Source organism: Mycolicibacterium baixiangningiae (assembly GCF_016313185.1).
Lineage (GTDB): Bacteria > Actinomycetota > Actinomycetes > Mycobacteriales > Mycobacteriaceae > Mycobacterium > Mycobacterium baixiangningiae.
In genome coordinates this window covers 2,102,745-2,117,093 of the sequence record NZ_CP066218.1, presented here as the reverse complement: position 1 = coordinate 2,117,093, position 14,349 = coordinate 2,102,745, and the positions used below count along the sequence as shown (strand labels likewise).

The following is a 14,349-nucleotide window of genomic DNA, read 5'->3' as shown; positions in this document are numbered from 1 at the left end:
TCACCCCGGCGGGCGGTTCACCCGGCCTTCGCGCTCCGGCGTTCGGCTTCGCGCGCCACGAACTGCTCACGCGCGTACTGGTCGACCTTGTCCATGTCGGCCACGACGCCACACATCTCCCCGCAGAACGCCCTGCGCCGCGCCTCGAGGTCGGCGCCCGGCTCGAGGAGCTGCTGATCCGCGGCGACCTGTCGAGCGGTGACGAACAGCAGCGCCGACACCGCTTCGTTGCTGCGCACCCGGTCCTGCGCCACGTACTGGCGGCCCAGCCCCATGGCCCGCTTCGTCAGCTCCTTCTCGTCGATCTCCGCGGGTGCGTCACGCAGAGCGCTGGCCAGGATCTCGTAGGCCTCGAAGAACGGCCGCAACATCGCGCTTGCCATCAGGGGCCGTTTCGCGCGCAGCAGCGCGTCGATCTGCTGGCCGCCGGCCGCGACGTGCGACTCCCAATCCTCGTGCCAGGACATCTCCTCGGCGACGTGCTCGCGGAAAGCCGCCGAGTCGGCGAAATAGAAGTCGAACTTCAGCAGGTCCCGCAGCCGAGCCGCCTGCGCCCAGAATGCCTCCAGCGGGTCGCCGTCCGCTCGCGCGGCATACGCCAGCGCCAGCTCCACGATCGACGTCTCCAAGAACGCGTGGATGAGCGTGTTCCGGTAGAACGCGGCGTCGTGTTCGTCCTCGGCGGCGATGTACCAGACCGGCTCACGTCCACTGTCCACTTTCGTCACGGGGTGACCATTGGACAACGCGTCGACCGCGGACTGGACGCCGTCGGGGGTGCGCAGCCGCAGCGCGCTGTTGGTGAGCGGCATCTGTCTGCGCACCAGGTAGTCGAGCCCGTCCTGCAGGGTGTGGTGCAGTTGGTCGAGGGTGAGCGCCACGCCGCGGGTGGTCAGCAGCAGGCCGGACACCAGCGCGGTCGCGTTGATCGGCGTCACCTGCAGGATGCGCCAGGCCACCTCGAAGGCCATCTTCTGCATCGCCAACCGTTTGGCGGCCTCGTCGGTGGCGCAGGGCCCGCCGGGTTCGCCGAGGTACTGCCGCATGGAGACGGCCTCGGGGAAGCGGACGTAGATCTTGCCGTAGCTGCGTTCGCCCTGGGCCTTGATGTAGTTGTAGAGCCAGCTCAGCCCCTCGGGCGTCTTCTCGCCGCCGCGGGCATAGTCGGCGTATTCGGCGATCTCGTGCAACTGGTCGAAGCTGATCGACACCGGTTGCAGCAGGATGTCGTCGCTGCGTCCGGCGAGATAAGCGTCCGCGACGTAGGCCAGCAGACCGAGTTTGGGCGGCAGCATCTTGCCGGTGCGCGAGCGGGTGCCCTCGATGGACCAGCTGAGGTTGAACCGCTTCTCGACGACGTAGCCGACGTACTCCTTCAGCACGTACTTGTAGAGCGGGTCCCCGGCTACGTTGCGGCGGATGAAGATGACGCCCGACCGCCGCAGCAGCGGGCCCATGAACCCGAACGACAGGTTGATACCGGCGAACATGTGCACCGGTGGCAAGCGGTTCTCCTGCATCGCCGCCGGGACCACCGCGCCGTCGAGGTAGGACCGGTGCGAGAACAGCAGCACCGCCGGGTGATTCTCGAGATCGTCTCGCAGCCTCGCGATCTCGGACTGGTCGTAGTCGAAGTGGGGGTCGAATCCCCGCCCGGTGATCAACCGGCTGAGGTTGGGGATGAGGTCGACCGACACCCGGCTCCACCCGGTCGCGAGCTCGTCGAGCATCTTGCCGGCCTCGTCGACCGTCGCACCGGGGATCATCTCCAACCCGGCGCGAAACCTGTTCGAGGACAATATCTCCGGCTTCACCAGCCGGGGCGACTTGTACTCCGGGCCCAGCAGCCGGTACTCGACCCGCTCGATCGCCAGTACGGCACGGCGGATGACGAAATGGGCGAAGTCGCGGGGGTTTTCCGCCACGGTGTGATCGTGCCACTGCTGCCGCAACTCGGAGACCTTCGCGGGTTCACCGGCGATGACGCGGGCACGGGTCCGGTCGCTCTTGAGGATGCGGCGCTGGAGCACCTGCGGCGGACGGTAGGTGTCCCGGCCCGAGATGAGCGCCACGACCTTCGACCTGGTGGGCAGACCGGCGGGCACCCAGAACACGCGCACGGGTACGACGGTGCGGTCCTCGTCGGCCTGGAGTTCCTCGACCAGTCGAGCGAGCACGCTCGGCGACGGCTCACCGTCGACGGGTAGTTGCAGGACCTCGACGTTGACGTCGGGGCTGTCGCGGCGCTGGGCGGCCAGCCACTCGTCGAGGCGTTCGACCTCGGCCGGTGAGGACGCGGCGGCGAGCACCAGCGCATCGTCGGTGGTGGTGAAGCTGGCGTAGTAATCGTCGGGGGGCTTCACTGCCGGCCCTTCACCCCGGGCCGCGACCTACCGTTGGGCGCGGCCTTCTGTTTCGGTTCAGCCTTCTGTTGTGGCTCAGCCTTTTTCGCGACCTTCTTGGCCGCTTTCTTGGCCGCTTTCTTGGCGGGCACTTTCTTCGCGGTCTTGGCGGGCGCCGTCTCCGCTACCTTGCGGGGCTCGACCGTCTCACCCGGTGACCGCTTGTACAGCGCCGGGATGGGCAGTTTGTCCTGCGGCCACGCCTTGAGGGTGTCGAGGTAGATCTGGCGGACCTCGGCGATGCGGTCCGGTAGGTCTTCCAGCGTCCAGTCGTCGGTGGGGATGGGCGGATAGACGGCGATGTCGACGGTGCCCGGGTTGAAGGTGCTCGAATCCCGCGCGGCGACGACCTCCGCGTTGCGGATCACGATGGGCACGACCGGGATCCCCACCGACATGGCGATGCGGAACGGCCCCTTCTTGAACTCTCCGACCTCGTTGGTGTCCAGCCGGGTGCCCTCCGGTGCGATCAGAATCGAAATACCCTTGCGCGCAAGCTCTTCGACCTTGCGCAGACCTTCGACCGCGGCCTCGGGATCGTCTCGGTCGATGAACGCGGCGTCCATCACCTTGCCGATGGTGCCGATCAGCGGATCATTCTCGAGTTCCTTCTTGCCGACGGAGGTGAAATCCTTCTCTATCAGCCGGCCGACGATCAACGGGTCGACCTGATTGCGGTGGTTGAAGACGAACACCGCAGGCCGCTGCGCGGTGAGGTTCTCGCGTCCGAGCACGTTGAGGCTGATGCCGGCAGTGGCCAGCAGCAGCCTGGTCCAGTTCGAGGTGAAGAAGTTCACCCCGGCGCGCCGGTTCTGCGTGAGCAGGCCCACGCCGACGGCGCTGGCGGCGACCGGGAGCACCGACCCGATGGCGGCCACCGTCCGCAGCTGCGAGAACGGGCTACTCCCACTGCGGCTGGTGAACCTCAGAACGGGCCAGCCACGTTTGGCGGCGACGGCGGCGAGCTTGCCCGCCGGATTGGTCGGACGCGGATTGCCGACGAGGTACATCAACGCCACGTCCTCGTCGCCGTCGGCGTAGAAGTAACTCTCAGACAGGTCGACGCCGTTGCGGGTCGCGAATGCCTGTACCGCGCGGGCTTTGCCCGGTCCCCACAGGATGGGCCGGACCACCTCACCGCTGATGCACCCGTCGTCGTCGGTCTCGAACTTGTTGCTCAGCATGTTCTGGATGCCGAGGAAGCGCGCGACGGGCTCGACCTGCACCGTCAACGCCGACGAACTGAGCACGACGGTGTGGCCCCGGGCCATGTGGGCGTGCACCAGTTCGCGCATCTCCGGATAGATGCGATCGCGAATGTGCTGCAGGAACAGACGCTCGGCGAGTTCGTCGACGTCGCTGAGCGAGCTGCCGCGCAGCATGCGCGCACCCTTGCCGATAAGGTCCTCGAACTCCGACCGCCCCAGTTGGTGGTTGAGCCCGGCCTGGACCATGCCGATGAACTCGCCCACGCTCATCTGCCTGCGGCGCAACCGGTCCCGCGTCATGATGACCCCGGTGAAGCCGGCCACCAGCGTGCCGTCGAGGTCGAAGAACGCGCCGACCTGGGGTCCCTCCGGTGAGGCGAGGATCTCCGCGACCGACCCCGGGAGGCGCATGGCACGAACCCCGCCCCGCTGACCGTCGTCCGAACTCATTGTGGCGCAATCCGGTTCGGTGACGACGCTTCGGACTGCTCGGTGACCGACGCCGGGTTCGCCCGGCCGGGACCGCCGACGGCGAGCACCTCGTCGAATCCCGCGAGCAGGCATCCGGCGAACAGCTCCTGGTCCCTGATCGACGCGCGGTCGTAGCGGGCGGTGACTGTGCAGCAGCCGGAGCGGGACACCAGGACCACCATCATGGCGACGCCGGGCAGCGGTCCGATTCCGTACTGCCGCAGGATCTTCGCACCGGCGAGGTAGGTATCGCCCGCGTACACCGGCACGTTGCTGGCCTGGACGTCGGAGTTGACCACGGAGCCGGCCATGGCCTCCAGCACCGTGTCGGGCAGCAGGCTCGCGACGGGGGCAACGGCGCCGACCATGTCTAGCGCGCGCTCCTCCCGCTTCCGCGTCATCTGCTCGCGCACCTTGATGATGCGTTCACGCGGGTCGGCGACACCGATCGGGGCGGCCAGGTTCACCCCGACAAACCGGTTACCGCCCGCAGGGTCGGCCTCCGAGCGCAGGCTGACGGGTACGGCCATCGGCAGCGTCGCGACGGGGACGCCGAACGCGTCGTGATAGAACCGCAGCGCCCCGCACACAGCCGCCAGATAGGCGTCGTTGATGGATCCGCCGGCTGCCTTGGCGGCTTTGTGCAGGTCGCCGAGCGACATGTCGATCGCTTCGCTGCGGGTGGACAGGCTGCGCCGGCGCAACAACGGTGACGGTTCGGCGGCCGAGCCCACCACGCGCACACCGGAACGGGCGTAGTCGACCACCCCGCCAACCGACGAGATGGGGTCGCGGACCACCTTGCCCACCGCGTTGGCCGCGCCGCCCAGCGCGCCACGGACGCCGCCGAAGATGGAGAAGGGCAGCCGGTTGAGCCCTTGTCGCATCAGGTCATTCGGCGAGAGGTCCTGCGGGATCGGCACTGGCGGCACCTCGCCCGGCGGTGGGTCGCGTTCCAGGTCGTAGACGCTGGCGAACATCTCCACACCGCCGACGCCGTCGGTCACCGCGTGGCTGAAGTGCAGCATCGTCGCGGCGCGACGGCCCTGCAGACCTTCGACGAGGGTGGCCGTCCAGAGCGGGCGCGAGATGTCCAACGGTGACTGCAGGGCGATTTCGGCCTGGTCGATCAACTGCCGCATGGTGCCGGGTTCCGGGATGCGGACCCGGCGGACGTGGAAGTCGAGATTGAAGTCGGGGTCGACGACCCACCGGGGCGCCGCCGTCGGCAGGGTTGGTGTCACGACCTTCTGCCGGAGCCGCAGCACCTTGCGGGAGGCGTGTTCGAAGCGGGTGCGGAACATGTCCCAGTCCGGCGTGGTGTCGAGGATCTCCAGAGTCAGGATCCCCGAACGCGTGCGCGGATTGGCCTCCCCGCGGTGCAGGATCTGGTCGAACGGGCTGAGCTCCTCCGGCAACCCCGCGGCATCCAGTTCCGGCACGTCGCTCGTTGCCACGCGGTCCCCTCCCGTCGACTGTGACTGCTGACACCACGCTAGTCCGCGGCTGCCCCACGGGGACGGCGTTTGAATCGGTCGGGTGGGGTGTCAGCCACTGACCACTGCAGGCGGCATCTCGCGGAATGCGGCGGCATCCAGCACTCCCGATTGCTGACCGTTCCTGCTGGGAGTGATACGCAGCGTGACCGACGTGCCATGTGCAGCCGGACGGACGTAGTAGCACTCGTCCGTCTCCGGACAGTAGATGCAGACCGTGTCGATCGCCGCCTTGTCCGTCGGCGTCGAATGCGTCCCGTTGCGGTCGGCCCACATCGATCGGAACTGGATTTTGATGGCACCCGCCCTGGCGGACCGGTATTTGACTTGCAGCCGGTGGAACTCGCCCCCGGCATACGCCACAAGATCGAAGGGAGCGTGTTCCGTCGCTGGAAACAACACCGTGAACCCTTTACTCACCAAGTCGGCATGAACCTTGGCGACACCCAGATCGCCCTTGTCCTTCGTATGGTGCGTCATGACTTACCCAGACTAAGGGACGGCCCATCACTCGGTCAGCAGCTGTTGAGCTAAGGTGGCTCCGCTGCCCCCGTAGCTCAGCGGATAGAGCAGCCGCCTTCTAAGCGGTTGGTCGCAGGTTCGATCCCTGCCGGGGGCGCCACCTGGGTTGTATTACGTCGGCTGATGGCTGACATTTCGTCGAGGTGCTCTTTGATGCCATCTGCCGCCAGCACGGCATCGACCACATCCTGACCCAGCCCCGATCACCGACCACGACCGGGAAGATCGAGCGCTTCCACCGCAGTGTGTGCACTGGGTTCCTGTGCGATTGCCGTTCTTTCAGCAGTATCGAGGTGGCCCAGCAGGCTTTCGACGAGTGGGTGCTGTTCTACAGCGATGTTCTGGTCAACACCGCCGCCCCGGACCAGCACCGGCGAGGTAAGAAACAAACGGGCCCTGCGCACCCGCCATAACCACCAACACCGAGTGTCAAGGATCAACCGAAGTCAACCCGTCAAGATCAGCCGAAGCTCAACAGGGGCGCCACCTCGATCTGGATCTTGTGGAGTCGCGCGAAGGGTCACCGGCGCCGCGCCACGATCACCGGCGTGCGCGCGGCCTGAACCACGGCCGTGCTCACCGATCCAAGGAGCATGCCGGCGAATCCGCCGCGGCCGTGGCTGCCGACGACGAGAAGTTGGGCCGACTCCGAGCGCTCGAGCAGATGTTCGGCCGGGCGGTCGAACACCACCTCCCGATGCACCGTCACATCCGGATAGCGCTCACCGAACCCGGCCAGGCTGATCGCGAGCGTCTCTTCGGCCTGGGCCCGTACGCCCTCCCACTCGACGTAGGGATGCAGCGTTTCACTGCGGTCACTCCAACTGTGCAGTGCGACCAGTTCGACGCCCCTCATCGACGCCTCTTCGAAGGCGATCCCCACCGCCGGTTCCGAAGCCCTCGAACCGTCCACGCCCACCACGACGGGAGCGTCGGGCCGGTCCAGGTCCGCGTCCGCGCTCACCACGGCGATGGGGCATCGTGCATGGTGCAGCAGCCCGGTGCTCACCGATCCGAGCAGCAGCCGCTTCACCGCACTGTGTCCACGACTTCCGACCACGACCATGTCTGCCTCCCGGGAGGCGTCGACGAGAGCGGGAACCGGCGCGGCCTGGATCACCTTCGTCGTGACCTCCGTGGCGCCGGCATCCTTCGCGAGCGCTTCGGCGTCGGCGAGCACGGCGCGCGCCTGTTCTTCCTGGCCCTCGAAGTACTCGGTCGGCAGCGGTACAGCCGGAACAGCGGTCGCCCAGGCAACCGTCACGTCCGCGGACAGCACATGCACGAGGAGAAGGGGGAGCCGGTGCAATGCCGCCTCGTGCGCCGACCAGCGCAGGGCGGCAGAAGAATCCGGGGACCCGTCGACCGCCACGACGATGCCGGGTGAGAGCGCAGTGGACATCATTGTCCTTTCCGGGCCTCCTCGGAGCACCCTTCGAGTCGTCACCGTTGACGCCTTGGATGTCTTTAGTATGGGCTGGCGACCAGGAACGGCGTAGGGACTTTGGACTCCTGGAAATTCTGTGGAATCCGGCGACGAAGACACCACTGCCCCTTCCGCGACGGCACCGCGGGGCGGACACTGGCGCACGCAGTCACGCCAACCGAATGCCGCTCCACTCGCACAGGGAGATCGATCACCATGCCCAAGGGACACGAACTCGACGTCCTCAATCGCAGGCAGTGTCTTGACCTTCTGCAGGGAGTACGGGTGGGCCGCCTGGTGTTCACCGAGGAGGGTCTGCCCGCCGTACAGCCGGTCAACTTCCGGATGAAGCGCGACGACGTCATCATCCGGGTGGCCGGTGGCGCAAAGCTCGCGGCCGCCAACGAGAATTCCGTCGTAGCGTTCGAGGCCGACGAGCTCGACGCGGATCTGCGCACGGGGTGGAGTGTGACCATCGTCGGAACGGCACATCCCATCACCGACGTCGACGAACTGGTCGAGGTGTCCGGAACCTTCCTGCAGCCGTGGGTGGACGGTCGGCGCGACCACTTCATCCGCATCGAGGCGCAGAAGATGACCGGGCGCCGCTTCCGTGAGGCGGGACTTCCGCACTACCAAGGCGTGGACGAATAGCGCACACTGCGGCGTTCTGCCGGTTTCGGCCTGGGTGGGTCTGCGTCACGACCTCGCGCCAGGGACACTGTGACAATGCCGGAATCGGGAGCGGAATCGTTCGAGGCGCTCGTGGGGCTGCTGGATTACCCCATGTTCGTGGTCACCACCCGCGCCGGCGACGCCATGTCGGGATGTCTGGTCGGCTTCGCCAGCCAGACGAGCATCAACCCGCCGCGCTTCCTGATCGGGCTGTCCAAGCGCAACCTCACCTTTCGGGTGGCCCGGGACGCGACGCACCTGGCCGTCCACGTCGTCTCGCGTGAGCACATCGACCTGGCACGCCTCTTCGGCAGTGAAACCGGCGACGAGATCAACAAATTCGACCGCTGCAAGTGGCACAGCGGGCCCGAAGGCATGCCCATTCTCGACGACGCCGGGGCCTGGTTCGTCGGGCGAATCGACCGCCGCTTCGAAGTCGGCGATCACGTCGGTCACCTCCTCGAGCCGATCGCGGGTCAGGCACCCGACGATTTCACGGACTGGACCACCTTCGCCGACGTCCGCGACCTCACCCCTGGACACGAGGCATAGCCGTGGTGCACCTCGCAGCCGTCGCCGACCTCGACGAGTTGCTCGAGTACTACCGCACATCTCCCGCTGGCGTGCGGGCCAACATGATCTTCAGCGCTGACGGCGCCGCCGCTTTCGCCGGACGGGCCGGCCCATTGTCCGATCCGCTCGATCAGGCGTTACTCCGCGAACTCCGGGGCTTCGCCGACGTGGTGTTGGTCGGGGCCGGAACCGTGCGCGCCGAGCACTACGGTCCCGTGCGGGCGAACGCGAAGTCGCGCAGCTGGTCGTCCGGCCGACCGATCCCGCCGATCGCCGTCGTCAGCCTGTCCGGCGTCCTGCCCGATTCGCTGTTCGCCGATCCCACGCAGCGGCCGATCTTGGTGACCACGCAGCGCGCGGCCGACGAACACCGGCTGACGGCCGATGAGCGGCGCGACGTCCTCATCGCCGGCGAGCACACCGTCGACGTGTCCGATGTGGTGGCTCAGTTCCGGGAGCGCGGGTGTCCACGTGTCCTGTGCGAAGGCGGCCCGACGCTGCTGGACGAACTCGTCGCCGCTGATGTGGTGGACGAGATCTGCGTGACGCTGTCGCCGACGCTCGCCGGTGTCCAGGACATCGGCCGCGGAAGCGGTGCGCTGACATCACCGCGGACGATGCGCCTCGACCACGCGCTCACCCACGCCGACTACCTGTATCTCAAATACTCGCGTCGTCGATGACGATGCCGGTCCACTGACGCAGCAGTTTTGCGCATCCTCCCGGCAGGCTGTTGAACAACCTGTGCCTCTTTGGTCACAGTGGTCACAACTCAGCTATTGTTGTCGGATGTTCGAACTAGTGTTCGATGTATGGATGGGGAGTTCAGCACCACGGTCGATCGCCTCATGGCGGCCGTCGGCGATCTGCAGGTCGCCTCCATCGCTGACCTGACCTGCCCCCAGATGGTGGCGGAGTTGGATCGGATCAAGCAGGCCGTGTGGGCGGTGCCCAGCGTGGAACACCGGTTGACCGCGCGGCTGGTCGAGGAAGCCAACCCCCACGACCTGGGTGCGACGTCGATGAAGAAACTGCTCGCCGACCGGTTACGGATCTCGGAGAAAGACGCCGGTGAACGCCTCACCGACGCCCGCCAACTCGGACCGCGCTACACCCTGACCGGGGAACGCGTGGGCACCGAACTCGCGTGCACGGCCGCTGCGGTGGCCCGCGGGGAGATCGGGCACGCCCATGTGCGCGTCATCCAGGAGTTCGTCAAGAAACTCCCCGTCTGGGTGTCCTTCGCCCGCCGCGACGACTACGAACACACCCTGGTCGGCCACGCGAAGGAGTTGCGACCCGACCAGCTCAAGAAGGCCGCCAAAGCCCTGCTGGACTTCATCGACCAGGACGGCACCGAACCCGACTACGCAACTCAACGACGTCGCCGCGAATTCAAAGTCGGACCCCAACAATCCGATGGGATGAGCCGCGTCGAGGGCTACATCGACGCCGAAACCCGCGCCCTATGGGATGTGGCCGCCGCCAAACACGCCGCCCCCGGGGTCAACCTGCCCCACGACGACACCCACACCGGACGCGATGACCGCACCCCCGAACAACGCCACCACGACGCGCTGAAACGGGTCCTGCGTGACACCGTGGAATCCGGGACCCTCGGACAGATCGCCGGGGTACCCGCCACCATCGTCGCCACCACCACCGTCAACGAACTCGAACGTGCCGCGGGGTGGGCCGACACCGGCAGCGGCAACAAACTCCCCATCCGGGATCTGATCCGGATGGCCGCGACATCACGGCACTACCTGGCGGTGTTCGACGACCACACCGAAGAAATCCTCTACCTCGGCCGCGCCCGCCGCAACGCCACCACCGCCCAGAGATTGGCCCTGTTCGCACGGGATCGCGGCTGCACCCACCCCCACTGCACCGTGCCGTTCTACTGGACCGAAGCCCACCACACCCACGACCACGCCAAAGGCGGGCGCACCGACATCCCCGACCTCACCCTGGCCTGCCAACCCGGCAACCTCATGGTCGAGAAAACCGGATACACCACCGTGCGCCCCGGCAACGGCCGCACCCACTGGATCCCCCCCAAACACCTCGACACCGGCCAACCCCGAGTCAACAACTACTTCCACCCCCACCGCTACCTCACCGACCACAAAGACCCGGACGGCGAGAATGACGAGCCCGAATAGCTGGTCTGGCGCCGTGCGGATACAGGTCGACGATTTCGTCGCCCTGCGCTCGCCCGTGCCGTCACAGGTCGAGCAGCGCTACTTCAGGCGTCTCGACGAGTTCCCGAAGCTCACCCAGGAACGCCGCCACGGTGGCCCCGTCAGCGATCCGGTGATCGAAGGCGCAGGTCAGCGTCATCGTCGGGCGGGCGACCACCTCCCCGTCGACCACTACCGCCCTGGGCTTCAGCGACCCCATCCCGAGAATCGCGGCCTCTGGATAGTTGATCACCGGCACGCCTTCGTCCAACCCGAGAGCACCGAAGTTCGACACGGTGAACGTCGACCCCGACAGCTCGGCGGGCCGCACCCGTCCCGCACGCGCCTCTTCCACCAGTCGCGCCACCGCGGCCGCCAGCTCGCGGGTCGTCTTGTCCTGCGCGTTGGCGATCACCGGTACCAACAGCCCACGCGGGGCAGCCACCCCGACGCCCAGATGAATTGCACTGTGCCGGTGCACTTGCGGCCCATCCGCCGTCTCGATCCATGTCGCGTTGAGCGCGGGATGGTGCCTCAACACCACCGTCAGAAGCCGTAGTGCCAGCACGAACGGCGTGATCGGAACATCCGTGTCGCGCAGCCGGTCCCGCAGCCGCAGAAGCGCGCTGCCGTCTACCGTGACACTCGCATGCGCATCCGGAATCTCGCGGCGCGACAACGCCATTCGTCGTGCCATCTCGGCCTGGACCCCGCGTACCGCCGTGGTGTCCACGTTCGCTGGGCCCGCCACCCGCTGCACGTCCTCGCGGGTGATCACCCCGTCCGGACCCGAACCGCTCACCGCGGCCAGATCGACGTTCAACTCAGCCGCCATTTTGCGCACCGGCGGCTTGGCTCGCGGCCGCCCTGCAGATCGCCGACTCGAATCCATCGCATCATCGGCGCCGTACCCGACCAGCACCGGTTTACGCTGCGTGCCAACAGCTTGGGAGCTGGAGATCCGTACCAGGAGAGAGCCCACATCGAGCGTCTGCCCCTCTTCTCCCCCACGCTCGACGATCCGGCCCGCATACGGGCTCGGGATTTCCACCTCCGCCTTGTTCGTCTCGACCGTGCACAGCGTCTGGTTCAGTTCAACCTCGTCGCCGACATCGACCGCCCATGAGGTGATCGTCGCGTCCTGCAGACCCTCACCCAGGTCCGGTACCAGGAAATCCTGCACGCTCATGGCATCTCCAACGTCCGCTGCACGCAGTCCAGCAATCGGTCCACACCCGGCAGCCAGAGCTTCTCCAGCCGCGCCGGCGGATACGGGGTGTCGAATCCGGTGGCGCGCAGCACCGGTGCCTCCAGGTCGTAGAACAACTCCTCGGAGATCCGCGCGGCCAGTTCGGCCCCGAAACCCAACGTCCGTGGACCCTCGTGCATCACCACCGCACGCCCCGTCTTGCGCACCGAGGTGGCCACCGTCTCGAAGTCGAGCGGGTTGAGCGAGCGCAGGTCGACGACCTCCAGCGACCAGCCCGACTCTGCGGCAGCATGTTCGGCGGCCGCCAGCGCCGTCGCCACCAGCGGCCCGTAGGTGAGCACCGTGGCGTCGGCGCCCTCCCGGCGTACCGCCGCCCGGCCGATCGGCAGACCCGGCCGCGCGGTGTCCACCGGTTCGCGCGCCCAGTACCGGCGCTTGGGTTCCAGGTAGATCACCGGGTCACGGCTCGCGATCGCATGCCGCAGCAACCAGTACGCGTCCGACGGACTCGACGGCGTCACGACCTTGAGACCGGCAGTGTGCAGCCAATAGGACTCCGTCGACTCCGAATGGTGTTCCACCGCACCGATTCCGCCGAACGACGGGATGCGCACGGTCACCGCCATGTCCAGGTCGCCTCGGGTCCGCATGCGGTACTTCGCGAGATGGCTGACCACCTGGTCGAACGCCGGCGCCGCGAACCCGTCGAATTGGATCTCCGGGACCGGGACGAAACCGCGGATCGCCATCCCGATCGCGATGCCGACGATCGCCGACTCCGCGAGCGGCGTGTCGAAACACCGCTGCTCACCGAAAGTCCCGGCCAACCCCTCGGTCACCCGGAACACCCCGCCCAGGGTCGCGACGTCCTCACCGAACACCAGCACCCGCTCGTCGGCGGCCATTGCGTCGTGGAGCGCGCGGTTGATGGCCTGCACCATCGTCAGCTCGGTGACGGCGGGGACGGCGGCAAAGAACGGCTGGTCATCGCCGCCGGCGCCGGCGGGCCGCTCGATCAGCTGCGTCATCTCACGCCTCCCTCGCCAGTTCGGCGAGCAACCGGTCGCGCTGCTCGGCCAGATCCGGGGTGATGTCGTGGTAGACCATGTCGAACACGTCGGCGACATCGAAGTCCGGCGCACCCACCACCGCGTCCCGCAGCTCTGTGCGAAGCCGTTTCGACCTGGCGACCACCCGCTCCTCCAGGCGTTCGCTCCATACCCCGATGCCCTGCAGGTAGGCGCGATATCGCGGGAGCGGGTCCAGCGCGCGCCACCGGTCCACCTCGTCCTGGTCGCGGTACCGGCTGGGGTCGTCGGAGGTGGTGTGCGGCCCGAGCCGGTAGGTCACCGCCTCGATGAGCGTCGGCCCACCGCCACCCCGCGCCCGCGCGGCCGCCTCGGACATCACGGCGAAACAGGCCAGCACGTCGTTGCCGTCGACACGCACACCCGGCATGCCGTAGCCGTCGGCTCGATGAGCGATCGACGGTCCTGCCACCTGACGCTCGACCGGCACCGAGATGGCCCACTGGTTGTTCTGCACGAAGAACACGCACGGCACCTGGTAGACCGCGGCGAGGTTCATCGCCTCGTGCACGTCGCCTTCGCTGGTGGCCCCGTCCCCGAGGAACACCACGGTCACCGAGTCCTCGCCGAGGCGTTGGGCGGCCATCGCGGCGCCGACCGCGTGCAGCCCCTGGGTGCCGATCGGGATGGAGATCGGTGCGCAGCACTTCGCGGTGAATTCCAGGCCGCCGTGCCACTTACCCCGCCACACCGCGGCCATCTGCGCCGGGGCAATCCCGCGCAGCAGGAACGCGCCGATCTCCCGATACTGCGGAAACAGCCAGTCGGTCTTGCGCAGGCATGCGGTGGCGCCGACCTGGGCGGCCTCCTGGCCGTGGCACGAGGCGTAGAGGGCGAGTTCACCCTGGCGCTGCAGATGCACGAACTCCGTGTCGAGGTCGCGGGTGACGAGCATCGTCTCGTAGAGCCAGCTGAGGGTTTCCGGAGGAGGCAGGTCGCGGCTGTCACGGAACTGTGCGGTCGGCGTGCCGTCGGCACCCACCAGCTGCACGAGGTCTAGATCAACGCCTGCCATACCGCCTCCTGTTGGTCGCATCGACGGCATGTTTGGCCGTCCGACGACGTGAGGTGCTCAGTGTGTGGCGGTCGGAGCAG

The 14,349-nt window shown here is 67.4% G+C and carries 12 protein-coding genes, 1 tRNA gene and 1 pseudogene; 6 read left to right on the top strand and 8 right to left on the bottom strand.

Annotated elements, in window-relative coordinates; all coding sequences use genetic code 11:
• Positions 1 to 17: 17 nt before the first annotated feature.
• From I7X18_RS09975 to I7X18_RS09960, 4 genes are all read right to left on the bottom strand, one after another.
• Positions 18 to 2,363, bottom strand: coding sequence for a glycerol-3-phosphate 1-O-acyltransferase (locus tag I7X18_RS09975; RefSeq protein ID WP_193047110.1), 2,346 nt, complete (start codon positions 2,361 to 2,363; stop codon positions 18 to 20).
• Complete coding sequence (locus I7X18_RS09970) at positions 2,360 to 4,060, bottom strand: HAD-IB family hydrolase/lysophospholipid acyltransferase family protein (protein ID WP_193047109.1); 1,701 nt, start codon at positions 4,058 to 4,060, stop codon at positions 2,360 to 2,362. Before I7X18_RS09970 ends, I7X18_RS09975 begins: the two co-directional genes overlap by 4 nt.
• Positions 4,057 to 5,538, bottom strand: a complete 1,482-nt coding sequence (locus tag I7X18_RS09965) for a wax ester/triacylglycerol synthase family O-acyltransferase (RefSeq protein WP_193047108.1) — start codon at positions 5,536 to 5,538, stop codon at positions 4,057 to 4,059. The genes I7X18_RS09970 and I7X18_RS09965 overlap by 4 nt, the downstream gene beginning before the upstream one ends.
• A gap of 90 nt (positions 5,539 to 5,628) precedes the next feature.
• Positions 5,629 to 6,057: a group I intron-associated PD-(D/E)XK endonuclease gene (locus I7X18_RS09960; RefSeq protein WP_193047107.1), complete on the bottom strand. Its 429-nt coding sequence runs from the start codon at positions 6,055 to 6,057 to the stop codon at positions 5,629 to 5,631.
• A 66-nt stretch (positions 6,058 to 6,123) separates the two neighbouring features.
• Between I7X18_RS09960 and I7X18_RS09955 the strand changes: the two genes are divergently transcribed.
• Together I7X18_RS09955 and I7X18_RS09950 are read left to right on the top strand one after the other, a co-directional pair.
• Positions 6,124 to 6,199, top strand: a tRNA-Arg gene (locus I7X18_RS09955).
• Positions 6,200 to 6,236: 37 nt separating this feature from the next.
• A pseudogene (locus I7X18_RS09950) lies at positions 6,237 to 6,467 on the top strand (integrase core domain-containing protein); the annotation flags it as partial.
• Positions 6,468 to 6,619: 152 nt separating this feature from the next.
• On the opposite strand, the gene I7X18_RS09945 reads toward I7X18_RS09950, so the two are convergent.
• Positions 6,620 to 7,501, bottom strand: a complete 882-nt coding sequence (locus I7X18_RS09945) for a universal stress protein (RefSeq protein WP_404822830.1) — start codon at positions 7,499 to 7,501, stop codon at positions 6,620 to 6,622.
• A 240-nt stretch (positions 7,502 to 7,741) separates the two neighbouring features.
• Here I7X18_RS09945 and I7X18_RS09940 point away from each other — a divergent pair, with 240 nt between their 5' ends.
• From I7X18_RS09940 to I7X18_RS09925, 4 genes are all read left to right on the top strand, one after another.
• Positions 7,742 to 8,179 (top strand): pyridoxamine 5'-phosphate oxidase family protein, encoded by a 438-nt coding sequence (locus I7X18_RS09940; RefSeq protein ID WP_193047105.1) that lies wholly within the window; start codon positions 7,742 to 7,744, stop codon positions 8,177 to 8,179.
• A 75-nt stretch (positions 8,180 to 8,254) separates the two neighbouring features.
• A complete protein-coding gene (locus I7X18_RS09935) occupies positions 8,255 to 8,752 on the top strand; it encodes a flavin reductase family protein (RefSeq protein ID WP_193047104.1) in 498 nt (165 codons plus the stop codon).
• Positions 8,753 to 8,754: 2 nt separating this feature from the next.
• Complete coding sequence (locus I7X18_RS09930) at positions 8,755 to 9,456, top strand: pyrimidine reductase family protein (RefSeq protein ID WP_319017991.1); 702 nt, start codon at positions 8,755 to 8,757, stop codon at positions 9,454 to 9,456.
• Positions 9,457 to 9,585: 129 nt separating this feature from the next.
• On the top strand, positions 9,586 to 10,938 hold the full coding sequence (locus I7X18_RS09925; RefSeq protein WP_193047103.1) for an HNH endonuclease signature motif containing protein: 1,353 nt from the start codon (positions 9,586 to 9,588) through the stop codon (positions 10,936 to 10,938).
• Positions 10,939 to 10,999: 61 nt separating this feature from the next.
• On the opposite strand, the gene I7X18_RS09920 is transcribed toward I7X18_RS09925, so the two are convergent.
• From I7X18_RS09920 to pdhA, 3 genes are read right to left on the bottom strand one after another with little or no spacing between them, the layout of a single operon-like run.
• Complete coding sequence (locus I7X18_RS09920; protein ID WP_193047102.1) at positions 11,000 to 12,145, bottom strand: dihydrolipoamide acetyltransferase family protein; 1,146 nt, start codon at positions 12,143 to 12,145, stop codon at positions 11,000 to 11,002.
• Complete coding sequence (locus tag I7X18_RS09915; protein WP_193047101.1) at positions 12,142 to 13,194, bottom strand: alpha-ketoacid dehydrogenase subunit beta; 1,053 nt, start codon at positions 13,192 to 13,194, stop codon at positions 12,142 to 12,144. Before I7X18_RS09915 ends, I7X18_RS09920 begins: the two co-directional genes overlap by 4 nt.
• A 1-nt stretch (position 13,195) precedes the next feature.
• The gene (pdhA, locus tag I7X18_RS09910) at positions 13,196 to 14,269 is read right to left on the bottom strand and encodes a pyruvate dehydrogenase (acetyl-transferring) E1 component subunit alpha (RefSeq protein WP_193047100.1); all 1,074 of its coding nucleotides are present in this window, start codon (positions 14,267 to 14,269) and stop codon (positions 13,196 to 13,198) included.
• Between the last annotated feature and the right edge of the window lie 80 nt (positions 14,270 to 14,349).